At 72.2% G+C, this 16,276-nt stretch carries 17 protein-coding genes and 1 pseudogene; 8 read left to right on the top strand and 10 right to left on the bottom strand.

What is annotated here, in order from left to right; genetic code table 11:
• Positions 1–347: 347 nt before the first annotated feature.
• On the bottom strand, positions 348–1,319 hold the full coding sequence (locus tag ACFZDK_RS05185) for a Ku protein (protein ID WP_390969852.1): 972 nt from the start codon (positions 1,317–1,319) through the stop codon (positions 348–350).
• A 59-nt stretch (positions 1,320–1,378) separates the two neighbouring features.
• Between ACFZDK_RS05185 and ligD the strand changes: the two genes are divergently transcribed.
• A complete protein-coding gene (gene ligD, locus ACFZDK_RS05180; RefSeq protein WP_390969850.1) occupies positions 1,379–2,260 on the top strand; it encodes a non-homologous end-joining DNA ligase in 882 nt (293 codons plus the stop codon).
• A gap of 44 nt (positions 2,261–2,304) precedes the next feature.
• Here ligD and ACFZDK_RS05175 read toward each other — a convergent pair whose 3' ends face one another.
• Complete coding sequence (locus ACFZDK_RS05175; protein ID WP_390969848.1) at positions 2,305–3,108, bottom strand: NERD domain-containing protein; 804 nt, start codon at positions 3,106–3,108, stop codon at positions 2,305–2,307.
• Positions 3,109–3,208: 100 nt separating this feature from the next.
• On the opposite strand from ACFZDK_RS05175, the gene ACFZDK_RS05170 reads away from it, so the two are divergent.
• From ACFZDK_RS05170 to ACFZDK_RS05140, 7 genes are all read left to right on the top strand, one after another.
• Entirely contained in the window at positions 3,209–3,715 is a 507-nt protein-coding gene (locus ACFZDK_RS05170; RefSeq protein ID WP_390969846.1) for a protein phosphatase, read from the top strand.
• 46 nt (positions 3,716–3,761) lie between these two features.
• Positions 3,762–4,529, top strand: a complete 768-nt coding sequence (locus ACFZDK_RS05165) for a hypothetical protein (RefSeq protein WP_390969844.1) — start codon at positions 3,762–3,764, stop codon at positions 4,527–4,529.
• Positions 4,529–5,758 (top strand): ATP-binding protein, encoded by a 1,230-nt coding sequence (locus ACFZDK_RS05160; RefSeq protein WP_390969842.1) that lies wholly within the window; start codon positions 4,529–4,531, stop codon positions 5,756–5,758. The genes ACFZDK_RS05165 and ACFZDK_RS05160 overlap by 1 nt, the downstream gene beginning before the upstream one ends.
• A gap of 220 nt (positions 5,759–5,978) precedes the next feature.
• Positions 5,979–6,476, top strand: a complete 498-nt coding sequence (locus ACFZDK_RS05155) for an SH3 domain-containing protein (protein ID WP_390969840.1) — start codon at positions 5,979–5,981, stop codon at positions 6,474–6,476.
• Positions 6,477–6,519: 43 nt separating this feature from the next.
• Positions 6,520–7,890 (top strand): FtsW/RodA/SpoVE family cell cycle protein, encoded by a 1,371-nt coding sequence (locus ACFZDK_RS05150; RefSeq protein ID WP_390969838.1) that lies wholly within the window; start codon positions 6,520–6,522, stop codon positions 7,888–7,890.
• Positions 7,887–9,380, top strand: a complete 1,494-nt coding sequence (locus tag ACFZDK_RS05145) for a penicillin-binding transpeptidase domain-containing protein (RefSeq protein ID WP_390969836.1) — start codon at positions 7,887–7,889, stop codon at positions 9,378–9,380. Before ACFZDK_RS05150 ends, ACFZDK_RS05145 begins: the two co-directional genes overlap by 4 nt.
• Before the next feature lie 176 nt (positions 9,381–9,556).
• The gene (locus tag ACFZDK_RS05140) at positions 9,557–10,495 is read left to right on the top strand and encodes a diiron oxygenase (protein ID WP_390969834.1); all 939 of its coding nucleotides are present in this window, start codon (positions 9,557–9,559) and stop codon (positions 10,493–10,495) included.
• A gap of 2 nt (positions 10,496–10,497) precedes the next feature.
• Here the strand turns inward: ACFZDK_RS05140 and ACFZDK_RS05135 are convergent, their stop codons facing one another.
• From ACFZDK_RS05135 to ACFZDK_RS05100, 8 genes and pseudogenes are all read right to left on the bottom strand, one after another.
• The gene (locus ACFZDK_RS05135) at positions 10,498–11,712 is read right to left on the bottom strand and encodes an NlpC/P60 family protein (protein WP_390969832.1); all 1,215 of its coding nucleotides are present in this window, start codon (positions 11,710–11,712) and stop codon (positions 10,498–10,500) included.
• A gap of 116 nt (positions 11,713–11,828) precedes the next feature.
• Complete coding sequence (locus ACFZDK_RS05130) at positions 11,829–12,113, bottom strand: hypothetical protein (RefSeq protein ID WP_390969830.1); 285 nt, start codon at positions 12,111–12,113, stop codon at positions 11,829–11,831.
• A gap of 10 nt (positions 12,114–12,123) precedes the next feature.
• Complete coding sequence (locus tag ACFZDK_RS05125; RefSeq protein ID WP_390969828.1) at positions 12,124–12,777, bottom strand: TetR family transcriptional regulator; 654 nt, start codon at positions 12,775–12,777, stop codon at positions 12,124–12,126.
• 155 nt (positions 12,778–12,932) lie between these two features.
• The gene (locus ACFZDK_RS05120) at positions 12,933–14,189 is read right to left on the bottom strand and encodes a styrene monooxygenase/indole monooxygenase family protein (protein ID WP_390969826.1); all 1,257 of its coding nucleotides are present in this window, start codon (positions 14,187–14,189) and stop codon (positions 12,933–12,935) included.
• A 27-nt stretch (positions 14,190–14,216) separates the two neighbouring features.
• Positions 14,217–14,852 (bottom strand): ATP/GTP-binding protein, encoded by a 636-nt coding sequence (locus ACFZDK_RS05115; protein WP_355718474.1) that lies wholly within the window; start codon positions 14,850–14,852, stop codon positions 14,217–14,219.
• Positions 14,833–15,258 carry a DUF742 domain-containing protein gene (locus tag ACFZDK_RS05110; protein ID WP_390969824.1) on the bottom strand — a complete coding sequence of 142 codons (426 nt, stop codon included), beginning with the start codon at positions 15,256–15,258 and terminating at the stop codon, positions 14,833–14,835. The genes ACFZDK_RS05115 and ACFZDK_RS05110 overlap by 20 nt, the downstream gene beginning before the upstream one ends.
• Complete coding sequence (locus ACFZDK_RS05105) at positions 15,255–15,758, bottom strand: roadblock/LC7 domain-containing protein (protein ID WP_390969822.1); 504 nt, start codon at positions 15,756–15,758, stop codon at positions 15,255–15,257. Before ACFZDK_RS05105 ends, ACFZDK_RS05110 begins: the two co-directional genes overlap by 4 nt.
• A pseudogene (locus ACFZDK_RS05100) lies at positions 15,755–16,276 on the bottom strand (histidine kinase); the annotation flags it as partial. The gene ACFZDK_RS05105 and the pseudogene ACFZDK_RS05100, both read right to left, overlap by 4 nt.

Genomic DNA, 16,276 nt, shown 5'->3' with positions numbered 1-16,276 from the left:
GACGGGTAGAACACTACCAGCTCCCCCGGGGTGTTCATGAACGGGTTTCTCGGGCGGTGGGTGGGCTTGGGGTGGGGGTTCTCGGGTGGGGGTCAGCGGTGGGCGGGGGTCCGGTGGGGGTGAGGACGGGGTCGGGTGAGTGGTGCTTGCCGTGCGCGCGCCCTGAAGCCGATCGCGGCCGGTCCGGGGAGCCGTCTCCGCCGGTGCTGGTCGGTGTCGTCGCGGCATTTGGCGTCGGGGGTGGGGGAAGGGTTCGCATGCGGAGGTTCGTCTGCGGGTTGTCGGAGGGCTGGCGGCCGGTGGGGGCTGGGCGCGCAGTTCCCCGCGCCCCTTGGGGCGCGCTGGTGTCAGGCGGGGCGTTTGCGAGGGGGCGTCTTTTTCGCTGCCGTCGTCGTCTTGGCCGTCGTCGGCTTCTTCGTTGTCGTGGACTTCGTCGTGGCCTTCTTGGCCGTTGTCTTCTTGGCCGTTGTCTTCTTGGCCGTTGTCTTCTTCGGCGTCCGCTTCTTGCTGGGCAGTGGGGTGATCTCCGCCTCCGCTGTCTCTCCTCGTGACTCCTTCGCCGCGCGGACGCTCTTCTCCAGGGCCGCCATCAGGTCGAGGACCTTGCCGGCCGAGGTGGAGGACGGAGTTTCCGGTGGGGTCTCGCCGGCTGCCTTGGCGGCGATGACGTCTTCGAGGGCTTGGCGGTACTCGTCGTGGAGGTCCTCCAGGTCGACCTCGCCGAGGGTGGCCATGAGGGCGTCGGCGAGGTCGAGTTCCTTGTCGCGGACGGTGACGGCGGTGTCGGGGGCGATGCCCTCGGGGGCGCGGACCTCGTCGGGCCAGAGGAGGCCGTGCATGGCGATGGCGTCGCCGACGACGCGGAGCATGCCGAGGCGTTCGCGGCCGCGGAGGGCGTATTTGGCGATGGCGACCTTGTGGCTGCGCTTCAGGGCTTCGCGGAGCAGGGTGTACGGCTTGGCGGCGGGGGCGCCGGAGGCGGCCAGGTAGTAGGCGGCGTCCATCTGGAGCGGGTCGATGCGCTCGGCCGGCACGAAGGCCACGATCTCGATGGTGCGGGCGGTGGGGATGGGCAGGTGGGAGAGGTCGTCGTCGGTGATCGGGACGATCGTGCCGTCGGCGTCCTCGTACCCCTTGCCGATCTCCGACTGGGTGACCTCGCGGTCCTCCAGCTCGCAGAACTTGCGGTAACGGATGCGGCCGTTGTCCTCGGTGTGGACCTGGCGGAAGGAGATCGAGTGGCTCTCCGTGGCGTTCACCAGCTTGATCGGGATGCTGACGAGACCGAAGGAGATCGCGCCGTTCCAGATGGATCGCACTTGTGGCTCCTTCCGGCCGAAGGTCGGGTCATGAGGGGTTTGTGTGAGATTGTCATCGTATGACGCCGATCACGGAGGTGGACGGGCGGAGGGTCGCGCTCAGCAACCTGGAGAAGGTGCTGTATCCGGCGACCGGGTTCACCAAGGGCGAGCTGTTGCACTACTACGCGACGACGGCCGATGTGCTGCTCCCGCATCTGCGGGACCGGCCGGTGTCCTTCCTGCGTTATCCGGACGGGCCGGACGGCCAGGTGTTCTTCACCAAGAACGTGCCGCCGGGTACGCCCGAGTGGGTCACGACCGTCGAGGTGGCGCGGTCGGAGGGGGCGGCTCGGATGGTGCTGGTGCAGGACCTCGCGAGTCTGATGTGGGCGGCGAATCTGGTCACCGAGTTCCATACGCACCAGTGGCGGGCGCAGGCGCCGGACGAGGCGGACCGGCTGGTGTTCGACCTGGACCCGGGGGCGCCGGCCTCGGTGGTGGAGTGCTGCGAGGTCGCGCTGTGGCTGCGGGAGCGGCTGGCGGCGGACGGGATCGAGGCGTACGCCAAGACGGCCGGGTCGAAGGGGCTGCATCTGCTGGCGGCGGTGCGGGGGGCGAGCAGTGCGCGGGCGAGTGAGTACGCGAAGGGGGTGGCGGTGGAGGCGGAGCGGGCGCTGCCGGGGCTGGTGCTGCACCGGATGACGCGGAGTCTGCGGCCGGGGAAGGTGTTCGTGGACTGGAGTCAGAACGCGGGGCGGAAGACGACGGCCACGCCGTACACGGTGCGGGCGCGGCGGACGGAGACGGTGTCGGCGCCGGTGACGTGGGGGGAGGTCGCGCAGTGCCGGGCGGCGGAGCAGCTGGAGTTCCGGGCGGGGGACGTCGCTCCGCGCGTCCAGGACCACGGCGATCTGCTGGCGCCGCTGCTGGACGCGGGGCGGGCAGCCTCACTGCCCTGAGCGACTCCAAAGCTCCGAGGCCGCTGCGCTGAGGACGCGACGCCCTACACCCTCCCCCACGTGTTGCGGTCCCGTGCCATCGCGTGCAGGGCCTCCACGTCCGCCGGTTTGAGGACGCCGCCGAGGCGGGACAGGGTGTCCAGGTCCCGGTCGCGGAGGACGCGGACCTCGCGGGGCGGGGCCGTGACCGTGACGTCCGCCGGTTCGGTGAGGGCGAGGACGGGGTGGACCTCGGCCGTGAGGGCGTACGAGGCCCGGTCGGCGTCGGCGCGGAGGCGGCGCAGCAGGGGCTGGGGGTCACGCCGACCCAGGGTGACCATCGGGTCGGCGACCAGGACCTTCTGCTTGCGGGCGGAGAGCGCGTGCACGCAGAAGATGCCGCCGGGGCCGATCAGCAGGTGGTGGAGGCGGTCGCCGCCGGGGAGCGGGACGGAGTGCAGGGCGTGCCAGCCGGCGCCGTCCAGGCGGTCCAGCGCGTCGCCGACGGTCTGCTCGGCGGCCAGGGCACGGCGGCGCGGGTCCGGGCGGAGCCGGTGGGCCGGGCCGGGGTCCCGGTCGAGGGCGATCAGCAGCGCCTCGCCGGGGCGGTTGGGCGCCAGGTCGTCGTCGGGGTGCAGGGTCAGCCGCGCCAGCTCGGCGGGCGTGGGCACCGGGGGCGGGCCGACCGTGACCGGGCCGGTCAGGAACGGCCGCAGGGTTTCGAGTACGTCGTCCAGGCGCTCCTCGCTGAGCACGTTGACCCGGCCCGCCTCGCGGTCGTACCAGGCGATGTTCCGTCCGTCCGTGCGGCAGACGTACAGCCGCTCCTGGCCGTGCCGCCAGGTCGGCACCACGCGCAGTCCGCTCATTGCGACATCACCCCTCGTCCATGGGAACAGGCGGGGTGCTCCAGGGGCAAGAACCCGGCTACCTTTGACAGGGGTTGGCGCGCGCGACGGGGAGGCGCCGGTGCGGATCCGTGAGGAGCAGTACGACGTGCCGGCTCCGGACAGTCCGTGGAGCGAGGTGGTGGCCGGGCTGTGGATGGGCGGCCACGAGTTCCGGGGGCGTTCGGGGCGGCTGGAGTCCGCCGTCGTACGGGACGAGTTCGATGTGGTGCAGAGCCTGCTGCGGCTGCCCGGACACGGGCCCGGTGACGGGATCGAGCACCATGTGTGGCCGATACCGGACGGACCGCTGGACGGGACGCAGCTGGCGGGTGTGATGCGGCTGGCGCGGGCGGCGAGCGAGGCCCTGGACGCCGGGCGGTCGGTGCTGGTGCGCTGCTACAGCGGGTACAACCGGTCGGGGCTGGTGGTCGCGCAGACGCTGGTGCACCGGGGGTGTACGGCCGAGGAGGCGATCCGGCTGGTGCGGGCCCGGCGCTCGCCCTGGGCGCTGCACAACGAGCTGTTCGTCGCCTATCTCCGGGCCGGTCTGTCCACCGCCCGGCTGCTCGAGGACCTTGCCGAGTAGCCTCTCCTCTGGCCCGAGACCCATGGCCCCAGAGCTCAGGAGCAGCGTGCCGACCCGTCGTCCCGTCCGTGTCGCCCTCACCGCGGCCGCCGTCGCCCTGCTGGCGGTGGCCGCGGCGGGCTGTGGCGACTCCGGCGGACTGCAGGCGGCCGGGGCGGCCCCGACCGCGGTCAGCCCCGCCCGGCTCTGGCCCGACCTGCGGCCGGCGTCCAGCCCGGCCTGGCCCTACGACGAGGGCAGCTCGGAGACGGTCGAGGGGATCACGGTCCCCGGCGACGACATCCGCCGGGTGGATCCCGTGGCCGTCGTACGGGCGGAGATCGCCGCGGACCCGGCGGACTACGGGGCGAAGGGGGCGTACCACGCGACCGCGGAGCGGATGCAGGGGTGCACGGCGGGCGGCGGCGGGGCGCGGTGTCCGCTGCTGAAGCCGTACTACCGGGACCTGACCGGGGACGGACGGGAGGAGCTGACGCTGGGCTTCCGGCTGTATCCGACCAACCAGACCGCGCTGCGCGTGTACACCGTCGAGAAGCACCGGCTGGTGCAGGTGCTGGACGACAACGACGCGATCATCGGCGTCGAGCTGGCCGGGCGGACGGTGATCGTACGGTCGCCGGCCGGGATCACCGGGTACGAGTACCGGACGACCTGGGCGTGGGATCCGCAGCAGAAGGCGATGGTGTTCTCGCGGGACGAGTTCCTGCGCACCGGCAAGGGACGGCACAGCAGGACACCGTCACCGTCAGCGTCAGCGTCACCGTCAGCGTCGCGTTCGGCCTCGCCTTCGGCTTCGGCTTCGGCGGGTGCGTGATGAGGCTCCCCCGGTGGGCCGGGACGCTCGCGGCGAAATCGGCCGCGTTCATCACGGTGATGTGCTGTGCGCTGGCCGCGCTGCTCGGCGTCCTGGTGCATGTGTCGGTCACCGACCAGACCGTCGCGCAGGCCCGTGACCAGGCGCTGTCCCGGCTCGCGGACGCGACGGCCGACTTCCGGGCCGGGGACGCGCTGGGGCGGGACGCCGGGGTCGACCCGCCCGGACTGCCGCCGCGGCTGCGGGCGCTGGCGCTGGCCGGGGAGCGCGGCACGATGGTCGCCAAGGACGACGGCCGCCCCCTGATGTGGGCGGCGGGCCCGGCCGACGGGCACCGGGCGCTGGCGGTGGCCGTCGACTACTCACAGCAGGCCCGTACGATCGCCGCGCTCGACAGCTCCATCCTCTGGTCGTCGGCCCTCGCGATCGGGGCGACACTGCTGGTCGGCGCGTTCGCGGTGACCCGGGTGACCCGGCGGCTGCACGGCACCGCGCAGGTGGCCCGGCGGATCAGCGCCGGGGACCTGGACGCGCGCGTCGACGACCCCCGGACGAAGGACCCGACCCGGCCGCAGGACGAGGTGGCCGCGGTCGCCGCCGCGCTGGACGGCATGGCCGCCTCGCTGCAGAGCAAGCTGCTGAGCGAGCAGCGGTTCACCGCGGACGTGGCGCATGAGCTGCGGACCCCGCTGACGGGGCTGCACGCGGCGGCGGAACTCCTCCCTCCGGGGCGGCCGACAGAACTGGTGCGGGACCGGGTGGCCGCGCTGCGCACCCTCACCGAGGATCTGCTGGAGATCTCCCGCCTGGACGCGGGCCGGGAGCGGCCGGAGGCCGACGCGGAGGCGCTGGGCACGCTGGCCGAGCGGGTGGTGCGGGCGTCCGGGACGGAGACCGAGGTGAAGGTCGTACGGGACGTGTGGGTGGAGACCGACCGGCGGCGGCTGGAACGGGTGCTGGGCAACCTCGTCGCCAACGCCCACCGGCACGGGCGGGGGCGGGTGGTGCTCACGGTGGAGGGGAAGGTGGTCACCGTGCGGGATCACGGGGACGGGTTTCCCGAGTACCTGGTGGCCCACGGTCCGCAGCGGTTCCGGACGGAGGGCGGGGCCAAGGGGCACGGGCTGGGGCTGACGATCGCGGTGGGGCAGGCGGAGGTGCTGGGGGCGCGGTTGGGCTTCGCGAACGCGGTGGGGGGCGGGGCGGTGGCCACCCTGACGCTCCCCTAAGGTCGGCGCTCTCTCAGGGGGGTGCGTGTGCGCTGCGCGGCTGCGGGTGCGTTGTGGCTGGTCGCGCCCACGCGGCGGAGCCGCATATCGATACAGCCCCGCGCCCCCAGGTGGGACCAGTACAGCCCCTTCGGCCCAAGCCGAAGGGCGCCCTCTCCGTCTTCCTCCTAGCGTGGCGATTAGTCAGGTCCGTCCAGAACGCCCGCCCGCCGGAGGCCCCATGTCCCCCCGCCGCCCCCTCGCCCGTGCCGTCGCGACGGCAGCCGCCACCGCCGCCCTGGTCGCCCTCTGCGCCACCGCACCCGCCCACGCGGACGACGACTGGAACACCGGTGACCCGGGGAACGGGTCCTACGACGACTCCGGCAGACCCAACGGCATCGGCAACTCGGGCGACCAGAACAACCCGAACAACCCGAACAACCAGAACAACCAGAGCGATCCGAATCACCCAAGCAACCCGAACGACCCGAACAGCCCCGGTCGCGTCGTGGGCGTCGTCACCGCGCAGAACGGCATCTGGCTGCTCGACCGTCCGGACCGGGGCAGCGGGCGCGTCCGGTTCGTGCGGCGAGGCACGGAGGTCTTCATCACCTGCAGGACCATCGGGGAGTCCGTGTACGGCGACCGCGTCTGGTACCGGGTCGCCGACGGCACCTGGGCCTGGGGTCCCGCCCACTACATCGACACCGCGGGCGATACGCCACGCTGGTGCTGAGCAACAAGGCCCGCGACTCCCACTATTTAGGTAAGTTCCGGACATGACCAAGGCCGGAACGACCGGATCCACCCTGGCGGCGCCCGGGTCACCCACCTCCGCCGTGCGCCTCCCCCGGCGCCGTGGCATGGAACTCGCCCTGATCGTGCTGGCGGTCCTGCTCTCCGTGTACGGCTACTGCGCGGTCGGCCTGGCCCACACCGGCACCGTTCCGCCCGGCGCCGCCGGTTACGGTGCCGGGCTCGGTGTTCTCGCGCTCGTCGCGCATCTCGCCGTACGCCTGCGCGCGCCGTACGCCGATCCGCTGCCGCTGCCGATCGGCGTGCTCCTCAACGGACTCGGCCTGGTCCTGATCTACCGGCTGGACCTGGAGACCCCGGGCGACCGCGCGGCCCCCGCCCAACTCGTCTGGTCCACGCTGGGCATCGGCTTCTTCACCCTGGTCGTGCTGATGCTGCGCGACCACCGGGTGCTGCAGCGCTACGCCTACGTCTGCGTGGCCGCCGCGCTGGTGCTGCTGCTCCTGCCGATCCTCTTCCCGGCCGTCAACGGCGCCCGGATCTGGGTCCGGATCGCCGGATTCTCCATCCAGCCCAGCGAGTTCGCGAAGGTGCTGCTCGCGGTGTTCTTCGCCGCGTACCTGGCCGCCAACCGCAGCGCGCTCGCCTACGCGGGCCGCCGGCTGTGGTTCATGCAGTTCCCGACGGGGCGGGTGCTCGGCCCGATCGTCACCATCTGGCTGGTGAGCGTCGGCGTGCTGATCCTCGAACGCGACCTCGGCACCTCACTGCTCTTCTTCGGGCTGTTCGTGGTCATGCTGTACGTCGCCACCGGGCGCACCGGCTGGATCGCCGTGGGCCTGGTGCTCGCCGTGCTCGGCGCGGTCGCCGTGGGCCATCTGGAACCGCATGTGCACGGCCGTATCAAGGACTGGCTGCATCCGTTCGCGTCGATCGACGCGGGCCAGGGGCCGAACCAACTCGCCCAGTCCCTCTTCGCGTTCGCGGCCGGCGGGGTCCTCGGGACCGGGCTCGGCCTCGGCCACTCCATCCTGATCGGCTTCGCCGCCAAGTCGGACTTCATCCTGGCCACCGCGGGCGAGGAACTCGGCCTCGCCGGACTGTCCGCGATCTTCCTCCTCTACGGCCTGCTCGTCGAGCGCGGCTACCGGGCCGGCCTCGCCCTGCGCGACCCCTTCGCCCGGCTGCTCGCGGTCGGGCTCGCCTCGATCATCGCGCTCCAGGTGTTCGTCATCGCGGGCGGGGTGACCGGGCTGATCCCGCTGACCGGCATGGCGATGCCGTTCCTCGCCCAGGGCGGCTCCTCGGTCGTCACCAACTGGGCGATCGTGGCCCTGCTGATCCGGGTGAGCGACTCGGCCCGCAGCCAGTACGACGGACGGGTGGCACCGTGAAGGCCGGGTACGGCCGGCAGCGGGGCGGTGTGGCCCGGTACGTCCGGCGGGCCCGCGCCTTCTGCGCCCTGCTGCTCCTCGCCCTCCTCGTCAACGCGGCCCGCGTCCAGGTCGTACAGGCCCGCTCCTACGACCACAACCCGGCCAACCGCCGGGCCGCGATCGCCCGTTACGGCCTCCCCCGCGGCGACATCCTGGTCGGCGGTGTGCCGGTCACCGACTCCCGGGACAGCGGGGAGCAGCTGCGCTACGAACGCACCTACCCCGAGGGCCCGTTGTACGCCCCGGTGACCGGCTTCGCCTCCCAGCTGTACGGCACCACGTTCCTGGAGCACGCCGAGGACGCGCTGCTCTCCGGCACCGACCCGATGCTGTCGCCGTTCCCGCTCTGGAACGACGACACGGGCCGGTCGTCGACCCCCGGCGGCAACGTCGTGACCACCCTGAACCGGGAGGCCCAGGAGGCCGCCTACCGGGGCCTCGGCGCCCGCAAGGGCGCGGTCGCCGCGATCGAACCGTCGACCGGCCGGATCCTGGCCCTGGTCTCCACCCCGTCGTACGACCCCGCCGAACTGTCCGGCAACAGCGAGGCGGTGACCTCGGCCTGGGCGCGGCTGAACGCCGACCCGGAGAAGCCGATGCTCAACCGGGCGGTCCGGCAGACGTATCCGCCGGGCTCGACCTTCAAGGTGGTCACCGCGGCGGCCGCCCTGGACGCGGGCGTGGTCACCGACCTGGACGCGCCGACCGACTCCCCCGACCCCTACCGACTGCCGGGCACCACGACCCGGCTGACCAACGAGGGCGACGGCTGCGCGGACGCCTCGCTGCGGGCGGCCTTCGAGTGGTCGTGCAACACGGTCTTCGCGAAGCTGGGCGTGGACGTGGGCGTCGCGAACATGACGACGACGGCGGAGGCGTTCGGCTTCAACGACACCCGGCTGCGCATCCCGTTCACCGCCGCGCCGAGCACCTTCGACACCACCCTGGACCGCGCGCAGCTGGCACTGTCCTCGATCGGGCAGTACAACACCCGCGCCACCCCGCTGCAGATGGCGATGGTCGCGGCGGCGGTGGCGAACGGGGGGATGGCCCGGCCGCCGTATCTGGTGGACCGGACCGTGCGGCGGACCGGCGAGACGGTCGCCACGGGCGGCGCCGGGGCGGTACGGCAGGTGATGAGTCCCTCGACGGCCGTCCGGATGAAGGAGCTGATGACGGACGTGGTGCGGGAGGGCACCGGCACCAACGCGGCGATCCGCGGTGCCACGGTCGGCGGCAAGACCGGCACCGCGCAGCACGGGATCGGCAACTCCGGGGTGCCGTACGCCTGGTTCGTGTCCTGGGCGCAGGCGGACACCGACATGGAGCCGAAGGTGGCGGTGGCGGTGGTGGTCGAGGACGCGTCGGCGGATCGCGGGGACATCAGCGGGGGCGGGGACGCGGCGCCGATCGCCAAGGCGGTGATGCGGGCGGTGCTGGGGCTCTGAGCGGCTCGGTGCGGCCGGGGGCCGGGGGCCGGGGATCGGGGATCGGGGATCGGGGATCGGGGATCGGTGTAGACGCGGAGTCAACAAGTCGTGCGCGGGGGCTTGACCGTCTTGCTGACGGGCAGTCTCATAAGAGCGGACGAAGACGTACCCCCGGGTAACGAGGTGAGGGAGCCATGACGACCCTGACGGATGCGGACGCGGTCGACGGACTGCGGGACGCGCTCGGTCTCCTCAAGGACCGCGAGCAGGTGGCCGAACGGCTGCTGGTCTCCTCCGCGAAGCACTCCTTCGACCCGGACAAGGAGCTGGACTGGGACGCGCCCTTCGAGGAGGGCAAGTGGTTCTGGCCGCCGGAGCTGGTGTCGCTCTACGACACGCCGATGTGGAAGCGGATGAGCGAGGAACAGCGGATCCTGCTCTCCCAGCACGAAGCCTCGGCGCTCGCCTCGCTCGGCATCTGGTTCGAGCTGATCCTGATGCAGCTGCTGGTCCGGCACATCTACGACAAGGCGGCGACGAGCGCGCACGTGCGCTACGCGCTGACCGAGATCGAGGACGAGTGCCGGCACTCGAAGATGTTCGCGCGGCTGATAGAACGCGGTGACGCGCCCTGGTACCCGGTGAGCCGGGCCCACCAGAACCTGGGCCGGCTCTTCAAGACGATCTCCACCACGCCCGGTTCCTTCACCGCCACGCTGCTCGGCGAGGAGGTCCTGGACTGGATGCAGCGGCTGACCTTCCCGGACGAGCGGGTCCAGCCGCTGATCCGGGGGGTCACGCGCATCCACGTGGTCGAGGAGGCCCGGCACGTCCGGTACGCCCGGGAGGAGCTGCGCCGCCAGATGCTGACGGCGCCGCGCTGGTCGCAGGAGTTCACGCGGGTCACCTCCGGCGAGTTCGCCCGGGTGTTCTCGGTCGCCTTCGTCAATCCCGAGGTCTACCCGAACGTGGGGCTGGACCGGCGGGAGGCCGTCGCCCAGGTGCAGGCGAGTGGGCATCGGCGGGAGGTCATGCAGACGGGTGCGAAGCGGCTGACGGACTTCCTGGACGACATCGGGGTGCTTCGGGGGGTCGGGCGGCGGTTGTGGAGGAGCTCGGGGCTACTGGGTTGAGTTCACAGTGCCGGTGAGCGGGGGTTGATCGCGCCCACGCGGCGGAGCCGCATATCGGATACTGCCCCGCGCCCCTGGGTTGGTGCGGGCACGGTTGGCTGCGGAGTCCCCAACCCTTCGTCCGGGCCTTCCGTCGCCGTCTTCGGCACCGTCGGCGGCGTGTAGTGGGCCAGCGGCCGGGCCTTCGGGTCCGGGCGTACGGCGCCCAGGATCGGGTTCGCCGCGATGGGCGAGACCTTCACCTTCGCGCCGGGGCGCGGGGCCTGGACCACCTTGCCGTCCCCGAGGTAGAGGGCGATGTGGGTGGCCTCGGGGAAGTAGACGACCAGGTCGCCCGGGCGCAGCTCGTTGAGCGGGACGTGCGGGAGGGTGGCCCACTGTTCCTGGCTGGTTCTCGGGATGGGGGTGCCGGCGTGGTCCCAGGCCTGTGAGGTGAGGCCCGAGCAGTCGTACGAGACCGGGCCCGCCGCGCCCCACTGGTACGGCTTGCCCAGCTGCTCCACGGCGTAGCGGACCGCGCGGTCGCCCTCCCGGGAGGGGGGCGGTGTGGTGGCGCTCAGGGCGCCGGAGAGGGTGAGTTTGCGCTGGGCGTCCGCCGTCCGGTCCTGCTCCAGGGCGGAAAGGGCGGTGAGCTGGTCGGGGGTGAGGGCGGCCAGCATCCGCTCCACCTCGGAGAGACGGGCCCGCACCTCGTCGCGCGCCTTCTTCTGGCTCTCGGCGAGGGCGAGCCGGGCGTCGAGCGCCTTGCGGGCCTGGCGGGCCAGGTCGATCTGCTTCTTCTCGTCGTCCGCCAGGCGGCCCACCGTCTCGGCCCGCGCGCGGGCCAGCCGGCCGATGACATGGCCCTCGTCGAGGGCGTGCTGCGGATCACGGGCGAGGAGCAGCCGCAGGTACGGGGAGAAGCCGGTGGTGTTCTGGTACTGCTGCCGGGCCAGCCGGCCGGCCTCGGACCTGCTGCCGTGCAGGGAGCGGCGGGCCCGGGCCAGCTCGTCGTCCAGCCGGGTCACCACGGTCCGCTGCCGGTTCAGCCGTTCCTCGGTCGCGTTGTAGGTCTCGGTGGCCTGTTCGGTCTGGCGGTACGCCTGCTGAAGGTCGGTCAGCAGCTCGGCCACCGGCCGCTCGGGGCCGGGTGCGGCCAGTGCGGGTACGGGCGCGAGGACGGCCTGGGCCGCCACCACCGCGGCCGTACAGGCCAGCCGCAGGAACCTCTCTGACATGCCATCACCTCCGATGCGGAACGGTCTCTCCGCCCGGCATCGTGGTAATCACACGTGATAATCGGACATGTCTGCTCGATTCGCGCGACGGGTGTGCGCGGTTCGGCGCACAACTGTCACTCGTCGGTATGGTCCGGCTTCGACCACGGCCACTTCGGACTGCCGCCGCCGGCGCCCTTGCCCGTCGGGTCGTACGCGTACTTCCAGCCCTGGGTGAGGCCCAGGCGCTTGCTGTGCCCGCGGGGCACCCGGCGGTAGACCAGGACCGTGGGCCTGCCGCCGGCCGGGTCCGGCACCGGGATGCGGTACGTCTTCGGGGGGTGGCCGGTCATGCCGAGCAGCACGGGGAGGACGCGGCCGTCCATGGGGCCGCCCTCGAAGGGGGTGTCCTGACTCTTCACGGCACCAGTCTCAGCCATCCGCCGCGAGGGCGTCGACGAGGGCGGCCGTCTGCGGGTCGCGGCGCGCGGTCACGCTCAGTACGGCGACGAACTGGTCCACCAGCCAGTCCCGCAGCTCGTCGACGGGCGGCTGCTTGCCTTCGTCGAGCCAGATCAGCGAGGCCGCCTCCACCGCCGTGATCCACATCCGGACGGTCATCCGCAGCCGGGGCCCAGGGCCGGCGACGTCGAGGTGGCTGAGGATGTGCTGCGCGGCGGCCCGCCGTACGCCGTCCACGATCGCCGTCGTCCGGGAGGTCTCCACCACGCTGCCGCCCTGGAGCAGGGCGCTGAAACCGGCGTCGTGCTGGTCGACGAAGGCCAGGTAGCGGTCCAGGGCGCGGGAGAGACGGGGCAGCAGCGGGCCCTCGCGGGGTTCGTCGAAGCAGTGCTCCAGCTCCTCGGCGGCCGACCGGAGCGCGGCCTCGTAGAGCTGCTGCTTGCCGCCCGGGAAGTACCGGTACACCAGGGGACGGGAGACCCCGGCCGCCTCCGCCACGTCGTCGAGGGAGACCTCCTCCGGCGCGCGGTGCGCGAAGAGGGAGAGGGCCGCGTCGAGCAGCTGGCTCCGCCGCTCCTCGACGGACAGCCGACGGTAGGCGGGGGTGGCGGCCTGGGGGGTCATGTGTGCAGGGTATGTGTTCCGCTGGGGGTGCCGCGACGGGGTGGTGGTCGGGTGCGGCGCCGTCGTGGCTGGTCGCGCAGTTCCCCGCGCCCCTGACGGGGCGCGGGGAACTGCGCGAGCAACCGCCACGCACCCGCGGCCGAGAACGGGCCTGATCAGGCAGCCCCGGTCACCGACGCCAGGTACGCCCCCGTCTTCTCCGGCTCGTAGAAGAAGTTCTCGAAGTCGGCGGGGTCGTTGAAGCCGTTGGCGAAGCGGTCGGCGACCGGGGGGAGCTGGCCGGCGGCGCCGATGAGGTTGAGGATGTGCTCCGGCGGCGGGGCGAGCATGGCGTTCGTCCACTTGGTGACGTGCTGGGCCGTGTTCCAGTAGCGGTCGAACGTCTCCTGCATCCAGGTCTCGTCGAACTCCTTCTCCCCGCGTTCGAGGATGGCGTCGAGGTACGCGGCGGCGCACTTCGAGGCCGAGTTGGAGCCCTGGCCGGTGATCGGGTCGTTGGCGACGACGACGTCCGCGACGCCGAGGACCAGGCCGCCGCCGGGGAGGCGGCCGATCGGGTTGCGGACGGTGGGGGCGTAGCGGCCGGCGAGGGTGCCGCCGGCGTCGGTCAGTTCGACCTTGGTGGCCCGCGCGTGCTCCCAGGGCGTGTACCGCTCCATGAGTTCCAGGGTCAGGGAGAGGTGCTCCGAGGGGTCCTTGACGCCGTTGAAGACGTCCAGCGGGCCGCCGGGTATGCCCTCCCAGAAGAGGATGTCGGCCGGACCGGAAGTGGTCAGGGTCGGCATCACGAAGAGCTCGCCGACGCCGGGTACCAGGTTGCAGCGGACAGCGTAGTAGTCCGGGTGCTCGGGGCGGGGGCCGAGACCGTGGACGTAGGAGACGGCCAGCGCCCGCTGGGGCTCCGTGTACGGGGAGCGGGCGGCGTCGCGGCCGAACATGGAGACCAGTTCGCCCTTGCCCGCCGAGACCATGACCAGGTCGTAGGTACGGGCGAAGTAGTCGAGGTCGCCGACCGCCGCGCCGTGGATGACCAGCTGGCCGCCGCGCTGCGCGAAGGTCTCCATCCAGCCGGCCATCTTCACCCGCTGGTCCACCGACTGCGCGTACCCGTCGAGCTTGCCCACCCAGTCGATCGCGCGGGCCGCAGGACCCTCGCCCCAGGAGCCGGGGGCGGCGACCGAGACGCCGAGTCCTTCGATCTTCGGGGCCTGGGACTCCCAGAAGTTCAGCTGGAGATCGCGCTCGTGCTGCAGTGCCGTGTGGAACATGCACTGCGTCGACATGACCCGGCCGGAGCGGATCTCGTCCGCGGTCCGGTTCGACATCAGGGTGACCTCGTAGCCGTGGGACTGGAGGCCGAGGGCGAGCTGGAGACCGGACTGACCGGCCCCCACGACGAGTATCTTCCGCATACGGGGGCTGCTCTCCTACTCGGGGGATTACTCGGGGGTTTCGTCCAGCGCGTGGGCGACCAGGGACAGCAGTGTCTCGATGGCCGAGATCCGACGGCGGGCGTCCATGATCATTACAGGTACGCGCGGAGGGATCGTCAATGCCTCGCGCACGTCCTCCGGTTCGAAGCGCTCGCTGCCGTCGAAGTGGTTGACCGCGACGACGTACGGCAGCCCGCAGCTCTCGAAGTAGTCCAGCGCCGGGAAGCAGTCCTTCAGGCGCCGGGTGTCGGCGAGGACGACGGCGCCGATCGCGCCGCGCACCAGGTCGTCCCACATGAACCAGAACCGCTGCTGGCCCGGCGTGCCGAACAGGTAGAGCACCAGGTCGTCGTCGAGCGTGATGCGGCCGAAGTCCATGGCCACCGTGGTGGTGAGCTTGCCGGGCGTGGCGGTGAGGTCGTCGGTCTCCTCGCTCGCCTCGGTCATCAGCGCCTCGGTCTGCAGCGGCGTGATCTCCGAGACGGCCGTGACCAGCGTGGTCTTGCCGACGCCGAAACCGCCCGCCACGACTATCTTCGTCGCGATGGGGGCCCGGCTGCGGTCCGTCTGCCAGGACCGCGGCTGCTCCTCCTCGTCGAGGAGCGGGGCGACGCCGGTGGCGTCAGAGACGGCGTAGTCCACTCAGCACCCTTTCCAGCAGAGCGCGGTCCGGGCGGCCGACGCCGTGACCGGTCCCCGTTCCGTACACACGGATCTTTCCCTGGTCCGCGAGGTCACTGAGCAGGACCCGGACCACACCGAGCGGCATCTTCAGCAGCGCGGCGATCTCGGCCACCGTGCGCATCCGGCGGCACAGTTCGACGATGGCCAGCACCTCCGGCATCACCCGGGAGTTGAGGGAACCATTCGTCAGTTCCTTGCGCTCCTCCGGGGCTTCGAGCGCCGCGACGAACGTCTCCACGAGGAGGACGTGACCGAAGCGGGTACGGCCGCCGGTGAGCGAGTAGGGGCGGACGCGGGCGGGCTTGCGGTCGCCGCCGCGTACCGGGAGGTTGTTCTGCCTGCCGTTCTTCGGGGCGCTGCTCATCGGCCGCTCCTCGTCGCGTCGCCCTCAAGGGATTTGCGTAGCTCGGTGCGGAGTTCGGGGGTGAGGACGTGGCCGGCGCGGCCGACGAACAGTGCCATGTGATACGCCACCACGCTCATGTCGCACTCCGCGCTGCCGTGCACCCCGAGCAGCGAACCGTCGCTGATCGACATCACGAACAGGCTGCCCTCGTCCATGGCGACCATCGTGTGCTTGACCGGGCCGAAGTCCATCAGCCTGGCGGCGCCGACGGTGAGGCTGCCGATGCCGGAGACGATGGTGGCGAGGTCGGCGGCGGAGCCGCGCGGGCCCTTGCGCTTCTCGGTCTTCGCCTCGCGGGCCGCCTCGGTGAAGCCGGGGTCGGAGGAGAGCAGGAGCAGACCGTCGGAGGAGACCACGGCGACCGACTGGATACCGGGCACCTCCTCGATGAGGTTGCTCAGCAGCCAGTGCAGGTTACGAGCCTCACTGCTCAGTCCGAAGGTACTGGGCGCGGTCAACTGCTTGCCTCCTCGACTGTGCCCCCCGTGGCTTCTTCGGATACGGCTGTTCCGGGTACGGCGCGTACGACGCTCGGCACCTGGTTCTGGCCGGTCTGCTCGGCGATCTCCGCCTCCACGTCCCGGCGGCCGGCGTCGGCTCCGCGGCGGAAGCCGCCGAGCCTGCGGCGCAGGGCGTCGGCGTCGACGCCGGTGCCACGCTGGCGGGGCGGCGCGGCGGGGGCGGTGATCCTGGGGGTGCGCTTGGGGAGGCCCTTGCTGGTGACCTCGTCCTCGGCGTCGTCCTCGCCCTCGGCTCCGCCACCGGTCTGCGGGGCGTACTCGGCGCCGGCGGTCGCGGACTGCGGGCGGGAGTGCTCCTCGGCCGCGCCGAAGCCGCTCCCACCCGCACCAGCCGTGCGGGTACCGAGGTCAGGTGCGGGTGGCCCCGGTGGGACGTGCTCACCGTCCGCGACCGCGGTCGCGGACTGCGGGCTCGGCCAGTCGTCGTCCTCGGCCCGCCGGCGCCGGGGCCGGTC

It is taken from the genome of Streptomyces sp. NPDC007901, assembly GCF_042959465.1.
In the GTDB taxonomy this organism is placed as follows: domain Bacteria; phylum Actinomycetota; class Actinomycetes; order Streptomycetales; family Streptomycetaceae; genus Streptomyces.
The sequence above is the reverse complement of the archived record's forward strand: the minus strand, read 5'-3'. Positions and strand labels throughout refer to the sequence as shown.